The organism is Rhodococcus sp. 27YEA6, assembly GCF_044908235.1.
Taxonomy (GTDB): Bacteria; Actinomycetota; Actinomycetes; order Mycobacteriales; family Mycobacteriaceae; genus Rhodococcus_F; species Rhodococcus_F qingshengii.
This window is the reverse complement of record NZ_JBIYCY010000002.1, coordinates 246,259-263,245: the sequence shown is the minus strand read 5'-3', so window position 1 is coordinate 263,245 and position 16,987 is coordinate 246,259. Positions and strand designations below refer to the sequence as shown.

The window sequence follows — 16,987 nt, the reverse complement described above, 5'->3', positions numbered from 1 at the left end:
GCCCCGCCGATATCGGCGGGGCACTTCGTATTTCGCGGAGTTGTGCGGGGTCAGTTGCCCTTGACGTTCACAATCTGACGCAGCGTGTGTCGAATCTCGACCAAGTCCTTCGCGTCGTCCATCACCACGTCGATGTCCTTGTACGCACCCGGGATCTCGTCGAGGAACGCCGCGGAACGCTTGTATTCGATTCCGACCATTGCCTTGTCGAGATCTTCGATGGTGAAGGTCTTGCGTGCCTGGTTACGTCCGTACACCCGACCCGCGCCGTGGGGGCTGGACTTGAACGACGGCACGTTTCCCTTCCCGACGACGACGTAACTCGCCGTCCCCATCGAACCGGGGATGAGCCCGGGCGTGCCCTCGTCTGCCTTGATCGCACCCTTACGGCTCAGCCACACACCCCTGCCCATGTGGAACTCCTTCTGGGTGAAGTTGTGGTGGCAGTTGATCCGCTCGACTTCGTCGATGATCGCGGGCTTGCCGTCTCCCATGAAATGCGCGAAGTCCTTCACGACGCGGTCCATCATCTCTTCGCGGTTGAGCAAAGCGAAGTGCTGAGCCCAGTTGAGATCGGTGATGTACGAGTCGAATTCGGGTGTCTTCTCGACCAGGTAGGCAAGATCCGGATCGGGAAGGTTGATGTACCACCGCTCGCACAAGTCCTTGGCGATCTTGATGTGATGCTGCGCGAGCTTGTTTCCGATACCGCGGCTTCCCGAGTGCAGGAACAGCCAGACGCCGTCGCTTTCATCGAGTGTCACCTCGATGAAGTGGTTACCAGAGCCCAGCGTTCCGAGCTGAAACCTCCAGTTGTTCTTGAACTTGTCGTAGAAGGCCAGGCGATCGCCCGCCATTGCCTCGAGTTCTGCGATGCGGATTTTCGCCGTGTCGCTCAGCGTCTTGTTGTAGACACCTGCCGAGAGCGGAACGGAGCGTTCGATGCTGTGGCGAAGTACGCTCAGGTCGCGGCCTTGAAGGTCGCGTGCGTTGAACTGGGTTTTGACCGCGATCATTCCGCAGCCGATATCGACTCCGACGGCGGCGGGCATGATTGCGCCTTCCGTCGGAATGACCGAACCCACCGTCGCTCCCGCACCGAGGTGCGCATCCGGCATCAATGCCAGATGTGGACGGACAAAAGGCATCTGGGACGTGCGCAGCGCTTGCTCGCGAGTGTTTTCGTCGAGTATCGATGCCCAGTTCCACAACCTCTTGGTGATCTTCTCCATCAGATTTCTCCCACATAGTTCACAGCCGAACCCATCGGTCCGGTGTGTCGTGCAGGAATGACCATGCGCTCGGTCAGTGGTTGTGTGCAACCCCTTTTCAGGTTCGCAGGCCGTCTGCGAGTTCGTAGATTCGTCCGACGTACTTCTCCTGGAAGGCTTTTCGGGCAGCATCTGCTTGTTGCCGTGCGCCCATCTGGGAGTAGAGGTACTCGAGATGAACCAAACTCTCGCCGATGTCGACCCGTCGCTGGTCGAGAACCGTCAGCTCGTCGACCAGTCGAGCCAGATCTAACGCGGTGTCCGGTACCTCGTCCATGGTGATCCTCGATGTCCGTGAGTGCTTCCTGACCCCGAGGCTAACACTCTTCGAACATATTTTCGATACCTGCCCTGTTGTTTACTTCGACAACGTGGCTGTCAGTTGGTCGATGGCATACGGAATGCTCAGGACGGTATTGCCGGACATCGCCGCGCCGACGGGTGGATCTGCGGTGTACCGCACGACTATCGCATTTCCGCTCTTCACGGCGGGTAGTCGCTGGTAGAGCGTGTTGTCGGCGAGGGCTTTCTCTCCCCCCGGATCGGCCATCACGATCAAACGATCAACGGGTTCGAGGATGTCGTATCGCTCGTTCGGCAGCCAGTCGCCGAACTGGTCGCCGACGAATGCGTCGACGGTCGCGGGGAGGGTGAACCCGAGTGACGAGAGGAAAATGCCGCGTGGGTCGTGCGACGAGAACACGTATCCCTCGGGAGTGTCGAGGTTGACGATCGTTGCGGTTTGCCCGGCGAACTCCGGGTGTGCAGCGCGGGCGGCGGCAAACGCGTTTTCGGTATCCGTGATCAGTTGCTGAGCTTGTGGTCCTTTGCCGAGGGCGCGCCCGGCGGTGAGCGTCATGTCGGTCCACGGCGTTGTGTACGCGTCGTAGTCCTTGCTCTGCGCGACAGTCGGCGCAATCGAGGTCAGCTTCTTGTAGGTTTCCGTGTCGATGTCGGCGTACAGCGCGAGGATCAGATCTGGTGCGAGGGACGCGATTTGCTCGAAGTTGAAGTCTCCGCCGCTGTTGATGTAGGTCGGAGTCATTCCCTTCCAGTAGTCCTTCGTCCACGGCCAGCTTTCATCCAGGCCGGAGCCCCACCATTCGGCCATTCCGACGGGTTCAACCCCCAGGGCAAGCAGTGGTTCGTGATCGGTGTATCCGAGTGTGACGACGCGCTGTGGTGCGGCGTCGATTGTCGTCGAACCCAGTGCGTGCTCGATCGTCACGGGGAATGCGTCGTTGCTCTGGGGCGCTGATGCGGTGTCGACGCCTTGCGAGGTTCCACAGGCGGTCGAGAACCCGATGATCGCGGCCGTCGTGAATAAGGCGGCGAGGATTCGGGTGCTACGTGAGGGCACGTGCATGCTCCTTCGAAGTGGTGGGCGAAGTGATCTGAGTTCCGCGTGAAGTGCTGAACTGGTCGCGTCAGCAATAAAGTGAGGCTAACCTTTGCAAGATCGTCGGTCCATCCTTCAGGATGGACTCGGATACGCCCAGAAAGACGCAAAATGTCCACTATCGAGTACTCGACTCGTCCAAAGTCCTTGCTAGCGCTGCCCGATAGTCGCGGACGGACATTCAAAGATTTTCAGGTCTACACCAACGTCGTCGACGGAGTGACCGCGTACGGAGCTCATCGACACCCCGAGCATCAGATCGCTTGGATGAGTGAAGGGACGATGCGGATCGCTACCGGAGGCAACGTGTGGCACCTGCACAGCGAGCACTTGGTCTGGTTGCCGGGCACCGTTCTCCACGACATGACACTTCTGACGGAGGGGTGCATGATTGCGGCCTATGCGCGTCCGGATCTACGCCCTGGCGGGCCCAGGTGGACTCAGCCACTTGTTCTCGAAGTCGATGCTCTGTCCGCTCAATTGCTGCGCCATCTCGCAGATCGGACCATCGACGATGCTCGGCGGTTGATGAGTCAGGAGTTGCTCTACGACGTTCTTGCTGCCGCGCCCGAACGGCACGACGTCCTCGCGGTTCCTCGTAATGCTGCGGCGAGTTCGGTTTCTGCACGGATCCTCGCCGATCCGGCAGACTCACGGACGCTGGGGGAGTGGGCGGGCGAACTCGGGGTCAGTTCCAAGACCTTGATGCGTGCCTTTGTCGCCGATACTGGGATTACCTTCGGACAGTGGAGGACTCGCGCCCGAATGTATGCGTCGCTCGAGATGCTCGCGCGGGGTGAGGGTGTCAACGACGTTGCCCCGCAGGTGGGTTACCGAACCAGTAGCGGGTTCATCGCCGCATTTCGGGAAACCTTCGGTACGACGCCGGCCCGGTACGGCGGGAAAGCTGATGCAGTGAGTCGCTGAGTTGGAAACCCACGTCGCACACTCGGAGACGATAGTTGATAGATCGTGCTCGCGTCGACAGGCTAAATGCTGAGGGTGGCAGTCTTCAGTACACCCAGGCTGGCTTTGCGGAGGCTGAGAGTCGGCATTGGCATCGGATTCTTCGTTCAGGGCTGCGTCTCGACGATCGGTCAATCGGTTACGGCAGCATTTTGATGGCGATTAGACAAAAATCAGAAATGTCCTCATCGTGAGCGCTTTCCGACGATCTGCGTAACCGTAGAAGACGTAACACACAATGCTGCGCCAGAAAGGAGGACAACCCAAAGCCCCCACCCGATCGATGGAGAAACGGTGGTGCGAAAAACCGTCGCTTCTGCATCTGAAACATTCATGGCGTCGATTATTCCGATCACGACCGCGATTGCGCCTACCGCTGGCGCGACCCACCGGTCTCCAAATTTGGCCTTTCCTCCTCTAGATAGAATAGTGAACAGTGCGATTGCTGCTACCGCGCCGAGAACGAGTGTTAGGACGCCGTCTCCGTCGACACCAGACTTTGAGAAGTTGAGAAATGTCACCCATGGACCGAGGCTTCCGACGATTATCCCGAAACATGCAAGTAGAGCTGCCACGATATTTGGCATGTAGTTGGAAGGGAGGGGAGAGTCGGCCTGTACGAATCCAACTGGCGGTACACCAGCGAATCGCCAATCTGTCTCGTGCTCGGGATGGGGTTCGTAAGGTTGATCCGATTCTGGCGACGATGCTTGGTGCTGAGCGAGCCAGTATTCCGGTGGTCGGGGCTCTTGGTTCGGTTGGTCAGATGGAGAGTTGGGTGGCTGCGTCACTTGAGAACCAACTTTCTGCTGTGGGAGCTGCGCAGTTTGTGGGTGAGTTGTATTGCAACTGCAATCTGTCAGACAAACTATACAAGTGAAAGTTTCGCGGAGTTCTTAAGTTGTCGGCATAGGAAAATTCGTGCAGGTCGACTGTCGCTTCAAAGTCAGACATGCTCGCCAATAGGTTGTCCGTCTACCTCGAAACGAATTGTAAATCGAGCTGGCGGGCGGAGCAGTGGCTCTACGACGTTGACCGCCTGGACGGTACGCATAGAATAAAAATGGGTGTGCCTTCCTCGGGGATAAACCAGTAGGTAGTTCGATTTTGGAGATTAGTACCAATCTGTGAAGTCATGGCCTTGTCTCCTCGAGCGATCCAGACCGCAGTTCGATGTCTAAGCTTCTACCTTTGGTGTCGGAACGCCGGAAGTGATTGATGGTTTCAACGGCGAAGATACTTCCAGAACATTGAAATGGGCCGAGCTGCCAGCATATGCTGGTGGCTCGGCCCATTTACTAATCTGAACTGAGTCAGCTCATGTTGCCGAGCACATTGCCCAGGACACCGCTGATGACATTGGTCATCGACCCCTGCGGATCGGTGAGGGAACCGAATACCTGGCCCGATCCGGAGTTGAGTGAGCCGAAGCCCATGTCCTCGAGGCTTCCGGCGCCCGCCTCGACGGGGTTCGGCTGCCGGATGGTGACGCACACGCCCATCGGATTGATGTTCCAGTCGCCCGCCGCCAGCACAATGTTGGTGCCGGCGCCGCTGTCGAGCTGAGAGCCGACAACTGCGTTATCGGGAACCTTGTAGGTGGTCTCCAATGCGATGATGCCGCCACCAGCAGTGGTCCATCCGCCGCCCTTTGCCACCACGGAGTTGTTGCCGACGACGACGGTCTTGGTGACGTCGTCCCACTTCTGGTCGCCGATAAGCCATTTGACGTTCAGGCGAGCCTTGACCAGCTGGAATCCTGCCGGGTGGAAATCGCGGATCTGATTGACGAGTGCTCCCGAACCGGAAACCTTTGTCAGGTAGGTGACCGTCTGTCCCGGGGCGACCTTGCCGTCGCCGACAACCTCCTTGCTGACGGTGTACGGCGTCCCGAGGGAACCGGCCCAACTGTCGGTGACCGACTGGTTGAGCGCGCATGCCGGTGCTGCTTGCGCCACCGAGGCTCCAAGTCCAACAGTGACGCCGGCGGCGATGAGAACGAGGGATGTAGTGGTTGCTACTGCGTGGCGAAGTGAGCGGCGGGCCATGTAGAACTCCATTCAGCGGGGTGCGTGACGGTTTGAGCAAAACTGTAACTAGTTCTACTGGACTTTCGTCCAAGATGTGGCTGATTTCAGAAAATTGTCAGGTTTCGGGTCGCCGTTGGTGTGTCGCGCTGCCGAATTCCACAGGTTCCGAGTTGTGAACAGGTTGTTTTCGGATGGCTTGGTTTTGTGGTGGTGGGTTGAGGGTGGTGGTTGGGACGCGCTTCGTATGGGGCGGGCGCGCGGTCGTGTGAGTGGTGGGGGCTGCGATGGCGAGGAATATGGCGTTGGGGGCTCGGGGCGAGGATGTGGCTGTCGAGTTCCTGATCGATGCGGGTTTGGAGATTGTCGAACGCAATTGGCGTTGTCGGTACGGCGAGTTGGATGTTGTTGCGACGTCCGGTGATCGGATTGTGTTCGTGGAGGTGAAGACTCGCTCTGGTGTCGGGTACGGGAGTCCGGCGGAGTCGGTGACGTTCGCGAAGCAGCGTCGGATTCGGGTGTTGGCGATGCAGTGGCTCACTGATTCGGGTCGGTCGTGGTCGAGGGTGCGTTTCGATGTGGTGGCGGTGTTGATCGGTCGCGACGGTGTGCCTTCGGTCGAGCATTTTGTGGATGCGTTCTGATGGCGTTGGGGCGGGCGCATTCTGTTGCGGTCAGTGGTGTCGACGGGCAGATCGTGGAGATCGAGGCGGATATCGGGCGCGGGTTGCCTGCGGTGCATTTGGTGGGGCTGCCTGATACGGCGTTGCACGAGTCGCGTGATCGGATTCGAGCGGCGGTGACCAATTCCGGTGAGGAGTGGCCCGACAGCAAGGTGATTTTGGCGTTGTCGCCGGCGACGTTGCCGAAGGTGGGCAGTGTTTACGATTTGGCTTTGTCGTTGTCAGTTCTCGATGCGGCGAAGAAGTTGCCGCGGAAGTTGTTGCGGGAGACTGTGTTTTTGGGGGAGTTGGCGCTCGACGGTCGTTTGCGGACGGTGCGTGGTGTGTTGCCTGCGGTGCTTGCGGCGAAGCGGGCGGGGTGGGGGACTGTGGTGGTTCCGGCTCGGGCGTTGGCTGAGGCGGGCTTGGTGAAGGGGATCGAGGTGCTGGGCGCTGACGATCTGTCCGCGGTGATCGGGTGGTTGCGTGGGGAGTTGGCGCTTGCTGTTCCTGATGTTTTCGAGCGTGCTGGTGTGGTGGCGGTGCGGGATTTGAGTGAGGTTGTCGGGCAGACGGATGCTCGGTGGGCGATCGAGGTTGCTGCGGCGGGTGCGCATCATTTGATGTTGACGGGTCCGCCGGGGATCGGGAAAACGATGTTGGCGCAGAGGCTTCCGGGGATTCTTCCGCCGTTGACGGAGGGGGAGTCGTTGGAGGTGACGGCGATTCATTCGGTGGCGGGGGTGTTGCCGGAGGATCGGCCGTTGATCGATATGCCGCCTTTCATTGCGCCGCATCACAGTTCGTCGGTCAGTTCGCTGGTGGGTGGTGGTAGTGGGATGGCTCGTCCTGGTGCGGTCAGCCGCGCCCATCGCGGCGTGCTGTTTCTCGACGAATGTGCCGAGATCGGGGTGAAGGTGCTCGAAGCGCTACGCACACCACTCGAAGACGGGGAAGTGCGAATCGCCCGGCGGGACGGAGTTGCTCGGTACCCGGCGCGGTTCCAGCTGATCCTGGCCGCGAATCCGTGCCCATGCGCGCCGCCGCGAGACGCGGACTGCGTCTGCGCACCCGCGGCGCGTCGCCGTTACCTGGGGAAATTGTCTGGCCCGTTGTTGGACCGAGTCGACATCAGGGTCCGGATGCAGGCGGTAGCAACCGGAGCGCTGATCGACGAAGTGGGGGAAAGCACCAGCGATGTTCGTGCGCGCGTGGCGGCGGCTCGGGACACTGCAGCCCAGCGGTGGAGTGAGTACGGGTGGCGGACCAACGCGGAGGTACCAGGGCCGGCGTTGAGACAGAAGTTCAGACTCTCGCGTGCAGCGCTGGCGCCGGTGGAACGGGCGCTGCGTAAAGGTGTCATCACTGCTCGTGGGGCGGACCGAGCGTTGCGGGTTGCCTGGAGTGTCGCCGATCTGGCAGGTGAAGCGATGCCCGGACCAGACCAAGTTGTCACCGCACTCGACTTTCGAGACAGGGGATTCCAATGACTGCACACGATCCACGACTACTCGCTTGGGCATATCTGTCCCGCGTCGTGCAGGGCCCTAGCGCATATATGTCCATGTTGATCGGCGAGCTCGGGGTCGAAGAAACTGCGAGGGCGGTTCGCAACGGCGATCTGCCACCCGCGATCGAGGAGAAGACGCGAGCCCGCGCTCACATCGACACAGCCCAACGAGACCTCGACCTGATGGAGGCGATGGGTGGCAGACTCGTAACACCGAACTGCGCCGATTGGCCGGCGTGGCGAATGCTTTCCTTTGACGGACTCGATCCCTCCGGGGGTGAGACGGCGCCATTTGTGTTGTGGGTGTTGGGGTCCGGGGATTTGGTTGATCTGACCGAGAGATCGGTTGGAATTGTGGGCACGCGGGCATCTACTGCGTACGGCGAACACGTGACGGCAGAGATTGCCGGTGACCTCGCTGTCGACGGATGGACCGTGATTTCCGGGGCGGCCTTCGGTATCGACGGGGCCGCGCACCGCGCTGCATTGGGCGTAGGTGGAAACACACTGGCTGTCTTGGCCTGTGGCGTGGATCGAGCGTATCCGTCAGGGCATGCGCGACTACTCAAACAGATAGCGAGTTCGGGTGCAGTGATAAGTGAATATCCGCCGGGCACAACACCTGCAAAGTTCCGGTTTCTGGCAAGGAATCGACTGGTAGCTGCGTTGTCGGACGGAGTAGTGGTGGTCGAGGCGGGTTGGCGCAGTGGTGCACGCAATACCGCCAATTGGGCTCGGAAGTTAGGCCGTCCCGTGATGGCGGTGCCCGGACCGGTTACCTCGGCATCGTCGACCGGATGCCACCGGATGATCCGAGAAGGTGAAGCGCAACTCGTGTCCAATGCCGTGGATGTAGTCGAAGCGTCAGGCCCATTTGGTGTCGGGGATTCCGCGGAGGATGCGGCCGCGACGCGTGACATCGACGCATTGCGAGGCAATTCTCGATTGGTATACGAAGCATTGCCGGGAACGGGGTCTCGCAGTACGCGTGAGTTGTCCGAGGAATCGGGATTGCTCATAGCTCAGGTTCGTGCCACTCTTCCTCTGCTCGAACTGGAGGGATTTGCAAGTTCTGATTCCAGTGGTTGGTTTCGGACGCGGTAGTACGTGAACTACTTCTGCGCCCGTCAGACCATGCGTGGCGATGCTCACTAATCGTTTGTGAAGACCGTGAATCGTCAATACCCGCAGCGCATCGAAAATGGCACGTCAGGGCTATTTTTCACGAATTTGCTCGACTGTGTGCAATGTAATTCTCGATGCTTTCGCCGACCCGACCTGCAAGTTCGACGGGTCTCAGGAAAGCCTCAGGTCAATGTGCGTGGAAGTCCGATTAGTCTGGATCACGATGACGGCGGGCATTGATTGACACCCGGCATCCGAGGGATGAATGTGCAGAATTTTCAGGGTCGTGTTCGGTCGAGGCAATGCCGCTAACCCGCTGCTAATTCGGACCATTGAGTCTGTTCGGAAACGGTGAAGGCTTTCGAACTTCTTTTGTTCATCAACGCTCTATCTGTGTATTGTGAAGGAGAATTGAATCGATCATTGAAAGAGGAGTGCAATGGCTGAGAAGCTGATTCGGCAACTCATCGACGACCTTGATGGTAAGCCGATTGACGATGGATTCGGTGATCGAATTGAGTTCTCTTACCAGGGAACGGATTACGTGATCGATCTGCGCGCCACCAATGCAGAGAAGTTCGACGCTGCGGTGAAGCCGTTCGTGGAGGCTGCTGCGAAGGTGAGCGGGAAGCGCGGCAAGAAGGCTCAGGCTGCATCTCCGCAGGCCACATCAGGTTCCGGACGCTCCAAGGAGACGCTCCAGGCCATCCGTGACTGGGCAGGTAAGAACGGTTACGAAGTTGCTCCGCGTGGGCGTATCAAAGCGGAAATCATCGACGCTTTCGACGCTGCACACTAGATTGAATTAAATACACCTCTGGCTCTCGGCGAACTCGCCGGGAGCCAGAGGTGTATTTTACTGTTGCTTTGCCGAGTTCTCGGACAGCTTTGTCCGAGAGGTCGTCCGTGTGAAGCTGATCAGATAATTCGTCTAAACAGCACCGAATTTACCCAGCAGATTGGTCGGTTTCTTTCGCTCTGCACAAAGGTCGACAGAGCGCTATGTGGAGTCGCCGGCGAGGTATTTCGCCCTCGTGCTGCAATTGTCGTGTACATTAGTTAGGTAACACTAACTTTCGGAAGGATCTTTCTGTGGCCAAGCCGACAACTGCATTGACGGTTCTGCGGACCGAACAATTGACCCCCCATATGGTACGAGTGTTTCTCGGGGGACCAGGCTTCGAGTCGTTCACTCCCAGCGAATACAGCGATTCCTATGTAAAGATCGAATTCGGCACTCCTGATCAGCCGACACTGCGCACCTACACGATTCGTTCGTACGATCTTGATGCCAAAGAGATTGCAATCGATTTTGTCGTCCACGGCGACATGGGTGTCGCAGGTCCGTGGGCCGCGTCAGTTCAGCCGGGCGCTGAGATTACTCTGCGGGGACCCGGTGGCGCGTTTTCGCCGTCACCAACCGCTGATTGGTATCTCTTCGTCGGAGACGAGACCGCAATACCCGCTATTTCCGCGTCGATAGCGCGATTGGCGCCGAATGCGGTCGGCTACGCCGTCGTCGAGGTCGGGGGACCGGAAGACGAAATCGCGCTCGATGCCCCAGAAGGTATTGCCGTGACCTGGCTGCATCGCGGGGCATCGTCCGACGCGGTCGGCGAAGAATTGGCGGGCGACAACGCTCCGGTTGTCGCCGCGGTCAAGGCGCTCGAGTGGTTGCCGGGCGAACCGCACGTGTTCATTCACGGTGAAGCGCAAGCCGTCATGCACAACCTCCGGCCGTACATTCGCAAGGAACGAAATGTCCCGGCGTCGGCTGCTTCTATTTCCGGCTATTGGCGTCGTGGTCGCACCGAAGAGGGCTTCCGGGTCTGGAAGTCCGAACTCGCTGCGGCCGAAAACTAACTCGCGGCGGCCGTGCCGCGAGTCAGCAACACGAGCGCAACGGCCGCGAGAACTCCGAAGGTGGGAATTGCGATTGCCATCGGAACTGCCGTGTCTTCTCCCGCAATTCCCACCAGCGGCGAAACCAGCGCCGCCAAGCCGAACTGGCCCGCTCCCATCAGCGCTGAACCGGTCCCGGCCGCGTTGGTGACCTCTCCTTGGGCGAGAGCGGTCGCATTGCCCATGATGAACCCGATGCTCGAAATTGCCACGAACAGTGGGACCAAGATCAACCAGGTATTCGTGGAACTGAAAACCACGCTGGTGCAGAACAATACGGCGCCGCCCATGAGGAGTAGGCACACCCCGAAACGCAGCAGCGTGCGTGCTCCGACGCGACCGAGCAGGCGAGTGGTGATCATCGCTGCCGTGACCATTCCGGTGGCGTTCACTGCGAACACGATCGAGAATTGTGACGGACTCAGTCCGAGAACGTTCTGAACGACGAACGGTGACGCGGAGATGTACGCGAACAGGGCGCCGAATCCGAAGACGAATGCGAGCGCATATCCGAGGTAGTGCCGATTGCGGACCACGTATCGCAGATTCGAGATCAGGGCCTTCAATCCGCCGCCGTGGCGTCGCTCGGGCGGAAGTGTCTCGGGAACGAGCAAAACGACACCAGCCACCATCACGGCGCCCGCGACAGCCAGGACCCAGAAGATTCCGCGCCATCCGACGGGGCCGAGAAGTGCGCCGCCGATCAGTGGCGCGACGACGGGAGCGATACCGCCGATGATCATCATGATGCTGAAGAGCTTCGCTGCGTCGTCGCCGCGCGCTCGGTCGGCAATACAAGCGCGGGCAAGAACGATGGCAGCGCCTCCACTCAAGCCCTGGACGAGTCGTGCACCGATGAGAAACTCGATGTTCGGCGCCACCGCGCATGCCGCGCCGCTCAGTGCCGTGATGATTGTCGCGGCCAGCAGTATTCGTCGCCTGCCAAGTCCGTCGGAGATCGGACCGACGATCAGCTGGCCGATTCCGAGGCCTGCCATGAAGGTGGTCAGCGTGAGCTGAACGCTGGCCGCAGTAGTGTCGAGTGCATCCGCCATCAACGGTAGGCCGGGCAGGTACATGTCGATGGACAGTGGAGCGATTGCGGAAATCAGTGCCAGTACGCACAACATCTTCAGAGGAATTGCTCGATTCACCGATCAACCCTATCGGCGAGGGAGCTTGCAGTTTCAATCGCGGCGAGCGAGCGTGTGTTCATGACTGACGCATTGCCGGCGAGCTTGAGCGTTCACCTCGATGCGTATGCCGAGCACCTCCGACTGAGCCGAGGCCGGTCGGAACACACGATCCGCGCCTACGTCGGTGACGCGCGGGCATTGCTGACCCATTTCTCCGCGGGTTCGGAGAATGCAGATCTCGACCGCCTCGACCTAAGTGTCATGCGTTCGTGGTTGGCCGCCCAGAATGCCGTAGGAACAGCCCGTACGACGGTAGCTCGACGGGCTTCTTCGGCGCGTGGGTTCACTGCGTGGCTCGCGCAGACCGGACGCATTTCCGTCGACCCGGGCACACGTCTGGCGGCTCCACCAGCTCGCCGGACGCTGCCGACGGTACTGCGCCAGAGCCAGGCCCTCGACGCAATGGATGCGGCGGAAAGCGGTGCGCAGCAACAAGAGCCGCTCGCCCTGCGAGACCGACTCATCGTGGAATTGTTGTACTCCACCGGAATTCGCGTCGGCGAGTTGTGTGGACTGGACGTCGAGTCGGTCGATGCCGATCGACGTTTGCTTCGTGTTCTCGGCAAGGGGAACAAGGAGCGGTCGGTGCCATACGGCCTGCCCGCAGAATCGGCACTGAACGGCTGGCTGGAGCACGGACGACCCGCGCTGTGTTCGGATCGGTCCGGGCGAGCGTTGCTCCTCGGAGTTCGAGGCGGCCGGCTCGATCAGCGTCAGGCGCGTTCGGTGGTCCACGAAACCATGGCTGCAATTCCAGGGGCTCCCGACATGGGTCCGCACGGGCTTCGGCACTCGGCTGCGACACATTTGCTGGAGGGTGGTGCGGACCTTCGTGTGGTCCAAGAACTCCTCGGTCATGCGAGTTTGGCGACCACTCAGCTGTACACGCACGTGTCGGTCGAACGGCTTCGATCCGTCCACGATCAGGCCCATCCGCGCGCCTGATTTGTGGAGCGACGCGAGTTCTCGGCTGGTATTTGGTAGCGTCGCAGCTCAGAAGAGTGAACAATCGGCAAAGTTCGATCGTCGTGTCGAGACACTCGATTACATGCGATATCCGGGGGATTCGTGAACCGCCAAGATGTGAAGCACCTGCCGAACAGCGGCCAACCAGCCTGGCTGTCCGAATCGCCGCAACCGGCTCCCGAGCCGGCGCCGACGCCGGAGCCTGTGGCGCGACTGCAAGAGGTCTGGTCCGCGCCACCGCCACCGTCGAGCCAACAGCAGGTGACAAACCAGGATCTGGTTGCCGAAGCTTTACTGAAACGCCCGAAACGGACGCCGCGTGGCGGCTGGCGTAGGGGATTGCATCGTGCGACCGGAGGTGTGGTCAATCTGGGGGATTCGACCAACGAACAGCGCAACCGTGCACTGGCCGCCCGAATCGAGCAGCCGATCCGCAACGACTACCGAGTCGCTCTGCTCTCGCTCAAAGGGGGAGTGGGCAAGACGACGGTCACGGTCGGACTCGGTGCGACGTTTGCTTCGCTGCGTGGTGACTGCGTCGTGGCGGTTGACGCCAATCCCGATTTCGGGACTTTGGCACAACGTGTTCCGCTGCAGACCAATTCGACAGTGCGCGATCTGATTGCTGCTAGACCGGACATAAAGAGCTATTCGGACGTTCGAGTGCACACATCCCAGTCGTCGAGTCGTCTCGAGGTGCTGGCGAGTGAGCAGGATCCGGCGATTTCGGAGGCATTCAGCGAGGCCGACTATCGCCAGGTCATCGACATCTTGCAGGTCTACTACAACATCATCCTCACTGATTGCGGTACCGGGATCATGCACTCGGCGATGAACGGCGTTCTGGATCTTGCCAATTCGTTGGTTCTGGTCAGTTCGCCGGCAATCGACGGAGCGCGCAGTGCAGCGGCAACGCTCGATTGGCTTCAGTTGCACGGATACGGCCATCTGGTCGAGCGGACCGTCGTCGTCATCAGCGCCGCCAGACCAGGGTCGAGCGTCATCGACATGGACGCGTTGGTGGACTATTTCATGCGTCGATGCCGCGCCGTCGAGGTCATTCCTTTCGACGAGCATCTCGCGGAGGGGTCGGTGATGGACCTCGAATTGATGCGACCGGCCACCAGACGAGCGTTCATGGAACTGGCAGCGATGGTGGCCGACGACTTCGCGGACGCTGTGGGTCGGCACGCCGTTTCCGAGTGGCACTGATTCTGCGACCGATTTCTGCGACCGATCAGCCTCCTTTCAATGGCTTGAGCCTGAGCGGTTGCGACCGAACCAGTCCGAGTGGATCGAGATACTCGCGTCCTCTGCGCAAGCCCCAGTGCAAACATGCTTCGACAGCGCACCCTTCGTGCCCGGTTTCGAGGGTTCCGATCACTGACCTGGCTGCGACGCGTTCACCTGTGCGAACGACTGCGGTGACGGGTTCGTAGGTCGTGCGTAGGCCGCCGGAATGATCGATCGACACCGTCGGCTTTCCGGCGACCACTCCCGCGAACACCACGATGCCGTCGCCGGCCGCGAGGACGGATTGGCCGGCGCTGCCGCCGAGATCGACCCCGCGATGACCCGGCAGCCAGTTCTCGGCCGGTTTGTCGAAAGCGCGTTCCACGTGCGGCCGAGGAGCGAGCGGCCAGTCGAATCGCGTGTCTGCTGACGCCGTGCCTACGGCGACACAGCAGGAGATCACGGCGAAGGCCACGCCTCGTCGAGCTCCGCGCAACATCGTCATTCCTTGATCTTGCGTGGAGTAGCGCACGCTTCAATGCAGATCAGACGGGTAATCCACAAGGTAGCCGCCGATCCACAACCGCCGGTTCGGTCTGTTGCTTCCGGGGTGGTTATGGCATCGGGGGACGAGGACGTACACTTGTCGAGCGGTCTGTGCTCGCACAGTCCGACTTCGCGCGCCCGCGCACGTTTTCCGGCCTCGGCTGGTCCTGGTTCTCACGAAACAGGTCCGACGGCCGTGCGGGTGCCAGGGCAGGGATCACCCGATCGCCTGCATCAACCGGATTGAAAGTTTGAGGTACACAGCCATGGCTGTCGTAACCATGAAGCAGATGCTCGATAGTGGAACCCACTTCGGACATCAGACCCGTCGCTGGAACCCGAAGATGAAGCGATTCATCTTGACCGACCGCAACGGCATCTACATCATCGACCTCCAGCAGACGCTGACGTACATCGACAAGGCGTACGAGTTCGTCAAGGAGACCGTTGCCCACGGCGGCACCGTTCTCTTCGTCGGTACCAAGAAGCAGGCGCAGGAGTCCATCGCTTCCGAAGCGACTCGCGTCGGAATGCCCTACGTCAACCAGCGTTGGCTCGGCGGCATGCTCACCAACTTCACCACCGTTCACAAGCGTCTGCTTCGCCTCAAGGAGCTCGAGGCAATGGAGCAGACCGGTGGATTCGAAGGTCGCACCAAGAAGGAAATCCTCATGCTCACGCGTGAGATGACCAAGCTGGATCGCACCCTCGGTGGTATCCGCGACATGGCCAAGGTTCCTTCCGCGGTGTGGATCGTCGACACCAACAAGGAGCACCTGGCAGTTGCCGAGGCTCGCAAGCTGAACATCCCGGTCATCGCGATCCTGGACACCAACTGCGACCCTGACCTCGTCGACTACCCGATCCCGGGCAACGACGACGCCATCCGTTCCGCAGCACTGCTGACCAAGGTTGTCGCTTCCGCGGTTGCCGAAGGTGTGCAGGCACGTGCAGGACTGAGCGCCGACAAGGACGCGAAGCCCGAAGCCGGCGCAGGCGAGCCCCTCGCCGAGTGGGAGCAGGAACTGCTCTCGCAGGCAGCTCCGGCCGCAGAGGCTGAGGCAGCTCCGGCTGCAGAGGCTGAGGCAGCCCCCGCCGCAGAGGCACCGGCCACCGAGGCCTGATTCGTTGAAACCGGCCCTGACCAAGAGTTCTTTTGGTCAGGGCCGTTTCACCGTTAGGCCCGAGCACCACCGTCAGGCCGTGCTTCACCGTTAGGCCGTGCTTCACCGTTAGTCCTAGGTCCGAAACAGACACATGAGGAGGCTCGCTAATCATGGCGAACTACACCGCCGCTGACGTCAAGCGGCTCCGTGAGCTCACCGGCTCCGGAATGATGGCATGTAAGAACGCACTCGCAGATGCAGACGGCGATTTCGACAAGGCCGTCGAGCAGCTGCGCATCAAGGGCGCGAAGGATGTCGGAAAGCGCGCAGAGCGCACCACCGCTGAGGGTCTCGTCGTCGCCAAGGACGGCGTCATGATCGAGATCAACTGCGAGACCGACTTCGTCGCCAAGAACGACGAGTTCATCAAGCTGGCCGACGAGATCGTGACCGTCGCTGCTGCTGGTAAGCCTGCTGACCTCGACGCTCTCAAGGCGCTCGAGCTCGACGGCAAGACCATCGACACCGTCATTGCGGAGCAGTCCGCGAAGATCGGTGAGAAGCTCGAACTGAGCCGCGTCGCTTCCTTCGACGGCCCCGTTGCCGTTTACCTGCACAAGCGCAGCTCCGACTTGCCGCCCGCTGTCGGCGTTCTCGTCGAGTACACCGGTGAAGGCGATGCTGCTGCTGAGGCCGCTCGCGGCGCTGCAATGCAGGTCGCAGCACTCAAGGCGAAGTACGTCACGCGTGACGAGGTTCCCGAGGAGATCGTCGCTTCCGAGCGTCACATCGCCGAAGAGACCGCCCGCGCAGAAGGCAAGCCCGAGCAGGCACTGCCGAAGATCATCGAAGGCCGCGTCAACGGTTACTTCAAGGACGTCGTTCTGACCGAGCAGTCTTCGGTCACGGACTCCAAGAAGACCGTCAAGGCGATCCTCGACGAGGCAGGCGTGACCATCAAGCGCTTCGTGCGTTTCGAGGTCGGCGCCTCCGCTTAATTCGGAGCCCGCACACATGGACCCCGCCTGAAGAGCATTTGCTCTACCGGCGGGGTCTACGTGTACCTGGGGCCTCCGAT

The 16,987-nt window shown here is 60.4% G+C and carries 16 protein-coding genes; 10 read left to right on the top strand and 6 right to left on the bottom strand.

Translation table 11 applies throughout. From position 1 onward, the window contains the following. Nucleotides 1-50 precede the first annotated feature (50 nt). From ABH939_RS07615 to ABH939_RS07605, 3 genes are all read right to left on the bottom strand, one after another. Complete coding sequence (locus ABH939_RS07615) at nucleotides 51-1,232, bottom strand: RtcB family protein (protein WP_050656825.1); 1,182 nt, start codon at nucleotides 1,230-1,232, stop codon at nucleotides 51-53. Between the two features lie 97 nt (nucleotides 1,233-1,329). Next, a complete protein-coding gene (locus ABH939_RS07610; protein WP_003942716.1) occupies nucleotides 1,330-1,548 on the bottom strand; it encodes a hypothetical protein in 219 nt (72 codons plus the stop codon). Between the two features lie 81 nt (nucleotides 1,549-1,629). Then, on the bottom strand, nucleotides 1,630-2,637 hold the full coding sequence (locus ABH939_RS07605) for an iron-siderophore ABC transporter substrate-binding protein (protein ID WP_378397571.1): 1,008 nt from the start codon (nucleotides 2,635-2,637) through the stop codon (nucleotides 1,630-1,632). A 144-nt stretch (nucleotides 2,638-2,781) separates the two neighbouring features. Between ABH939_RS07605 and ABH939_RS07600 the strand changes: the two genes are divergently transcribed. Beyond that, nucleotides 2,782-3,597, top strand: coding sequence for an AraC family transcriptional regulator (locus ABH939_RS07600; RefSeq protein WP_162114304.1), 816 nt, complete (start codon nucleotides 2,782-2,784; stop codon nucleotides 3,595-3,597). 1,352 nt (nucleotides 3,598-4,949) lie between these two features. Here ABH939_RS07600 and ABH939_RS07595 read toward each other — a convergent pair. Next, nucleotides 4,950-5,684, bottom strand: a complete 735-nt coding sequence (locus ABH939_RS07595; protein WP_007734864.1) for a hypothetical protein — start codon at nucleotides 5,682-5,684, stop codon at nucleotides 4,950-4,952. Nucleotides 5,685-5,950: 266 nt separating this feature from the next. On the opposite strand from ABH939_RS07595, the gene ABH939_RS07590 reads away from it, so the two are divergent. The 5 genes from ABH939_RS07590 to ABH939_RS07570 all read left to right on the top strand — a co-directional run bounded on the left by ABH939_RS07590 (nucleotide 5,951) and on the right by ABH939_RS07570 (nucleotide 10,823). Then, nucleotides 5,951-6,307, top strand: a complete 357-nt coding sequence (locus tag ABH939_RS07590; RefSeq protein ID WP_037130401.1) for a YraN family protein — start codon at nucleotides 5,951-5,953, stop codon at nucleotides 6,305-6,307. Further along, nucleotides 6,307-7,815, top strand: coding sequence for a YifB family Mg chelatase-like AAA ATPase (locus tag ABH939_RS07585; RefSeq protein ID WP_007734866.1), 1,509 nt, complete (start codon nucleotides 6,307-6,309; stop codon nucleotides 7,813-7,815). The genes ABH939_RS07590 and ABH939_RS07585 overlap by 1 nt, the downstream gene beginning before the upstream one ends. Then, complete coding sequence (gene dprA / locus ABH939_RS07580; protein ID WP_003942814.1) at nucleotides 7,812-8,939, top strand: DNA-processing protein DprA; 1,128 nt, start codon at nucleotides 7,812-7,814, stop codon at nucleotides 8,937-8,939. The genes ABH939_RS07585 and dprA overlap by 4 nt, the downstream gene beginning before the upstream one ends. Nucleotides 8,940-9,399: 460 nt before the next feature. After that, nucleotides 9,400-9,759: an Lsr2 family protein gene (locus ABH939_RS07575; protein WP_003942721.1), complete on the top strand. Its 360-nt coding sequence runs from the start codon at nucleotides 9,400-9,402 to the stop codon at nucleotides 9,757-9,759. 293 nt (nucleotides 9,760-10,052) lie between these two features. After that, nucleotides 10,053-10,823 carry a siderophore-interacting protein gene (locus ABH939_RS07570; RefSeq protein ID WP_007734868.1) on the top strand — a complete coding sequence of 257 codons (771 nt, stop codon included), beginning with the start codon at nucleotides 10,053-10,055 and terminating at the stop codon, nucleotides 10,821-10,823. Here ABH939_RS07570 and ABH939_RS07565 read toward each other — a convergent pair. Next, a complete protein-coding gene (locus tag ABH939_RS07565; protein WP_058038842.1) occupies nucleotides 10,820-11,992 on the bottom strand; it encodes a multidrug effflux MFS transporter in 1,173 nt (390 codons plus the stop codon). The genes ABH939_RS07570 and ABH939_RS07565 overlap by 4 nt on opposite strands. Before the next feature lie 84 nt (nucleotides 11,993-12,076). Here ABH939_RS07565 and ABH939_RS07560 point away from each other — a divergent pair, with 84 nt between their 5' ends. Further along, complete coding sequence (locus ABH939_RS07560) at nucleotides 12,077-13,003, top strand: tyrosine recombinase XerC (protein ID WP_003942767.1); 927 nt, start codon at nucleotides 12,077-12,079, stop codon at nucleotides 13,001-13,003. Nucleotides 13,004-13,126: 123 nt separating this feature from the next. After that, complete coding sequence (locus tag ABH939_RS07555; protein WP_058226325.1) at nucleotides 13,127-14,236, top strand: MinD/ParA family protein; 1,110 nt, start codon at nucleotides 13,127-13,129, stop codon at nucleotides 14,234-14,236. Nucleotides 14,237-14,261: 25 nt separating this feature from the next. On the opposite strand, the gene ABH939_RS07550 is transcribed toward ABH939_RS07555, so the two are convergent. Further along, on the bottom strand, nucleotides 14,262-14,756 hold the full coding sequence (locus ABH939_RS07550) for a M23 family metallopeptidase (RefSeq protein WP_007734876.1): 495 nt from the start codon (nucleotides 14,754-14,756) through the stop codon (nucleotides 14,262-14,264). A gap of 313 nt (nucleotides 14,757-15,069) precedes the next feature. Here ABH939_RS07550 and rpsB point away from each other — a divergent pair, with 313 nt between their 5' ends. Together rpsB and tsf are read left to right on the top strand one after the other, a co-directional pair. Beyond that, a complete protein-coding gene (rpsB, locus tag ABH939_RS07545) occupies nucleotides 15,070-15,927 on the top strand; it encodes a 30S ribosomal protein S2 (RefSeq protein WP_003942709.1) in 858 nt (285 codons plus the stop codon). A 152-nt stretch (nucleotides 15,928-16,079) separates the two neighbouring features. Further along, a complete protein-coding gene (gene tsf, locus ABH939_RS07540) occupies nucleotides 16,080-16,907 on the top strand; it encodes a translation elongation factor Ts (RefSeq protein WP_007734877.1) in 828 nt (275 codons plus the stop codon). Nucleotides 16,908-16,987: the final 80 nt, after the last annotated feature.

What these genes read in the sequence shown, in the direction of transcription:
- ABH939_RS07615 (WP_050656825.1), bottom strand. Translation starts at nt 1,232, where the DNA reads ATGGAGAAGATCACCAAGAGGTTGTGGAACTGGGCATCGATACTCGAC.
- ABH939_RS07610 (WP_003942716.1), bottom strand. Translation starts at nt 1,548, where the DNA reads ATGGACGAGGTACCGGACACCGCGTTAGATCTGGCTCGACTGGTCGAC.
- ABH939_RS07605 (WP_378397571.1), bottom strand. Translation starts at nt 2,637, where the DNA reads ATGCACGTGCCCTCACGTAGCACCCGAATCCTCGCCGCCTTATTCACG.
- ABH939_RS07600 (WP_162114304.1), top strand. Translation starts at nt 2,782, where the DNA reads ATGTCCACTATCGAGTACTCGACTCGTCCAAAGTCCTTGCTAGCGCTG.
- ABH939_RS07595 (WP_007734864.1), bottom strand. Translation starts at nt 5,684, where the DNA reads ATGGCCCGCCGCTCACTTCGCCACGCAGTAGCAACCACTACATCCCTC.
- ABH939_RS07590 (WP_037130401.1), top strand. Translation starts at nt 5,951, where the DNA reads ATGGCGAGGAATATGGCGTTGGGGGCTCGGGGCGAGGATGTGGCTGTC.
- ABH939_RS07585 (WP_007734866.1), top strand. Translation starts at nt 6,307, where the DNA reads ATGGCGTTGGGGCGGGCGCATTCTGTTGCGGTCAGTGGTGTCGACGGG.
- dprA (WP_003942814.1), top strand. Translation starts at nt 7,812, where the DNA reads ATGACTGCACACGATCCACGACTACTCGCTTGGGCATATCTGTCCCGC.
- ABH939_RS07575 (WP_003942721.1), top strand. Translation starts at nt 9,400, where the DNA reads ATGGCTGAGAAGCTGATTCGGCAACTCATCGACGACCTTGATGGTAAG.
- ABH939_RS07565 (WP_058038842.1), bottom strand. Translation starts at nt 11,992, where the DNA reads ATGTTGTGCGTACTGGCACTGATTTCCGCAATCGCTCCACTGTCCATC.
- ABH939_RS07560 (WP_003942767.1), top strand. Translation starts at nt 12,077, where the DNA reads ATGACTGACGCATTGCCGGCGAGCTTGAGCGTTCACCTCGATGCGTAT.
- ABH939_RS07550 (WP_007734876.1), bottom strand. Translation starts at nt 14,756, where the DNA reads ATGTTGCGCGGAGCTCGACGAGGCGTGGCCTTCGCCGTGATCTCCTGC.
- rpsB (WP_003942709.1), top strand. Translation starts at nt 15,070, where the DNA reads ATGGCTGTCGTAACCATGAAGCAGATGCTCGATAGTGGAACCCACTTC.
- tsf (WP_007734877.1), top strand. Translation starts at nt 16,080, where the DNA reads ATGGCGAACTACACCGCCGCTGACGTCAAGCGGCTCCGTGAGCTCACC.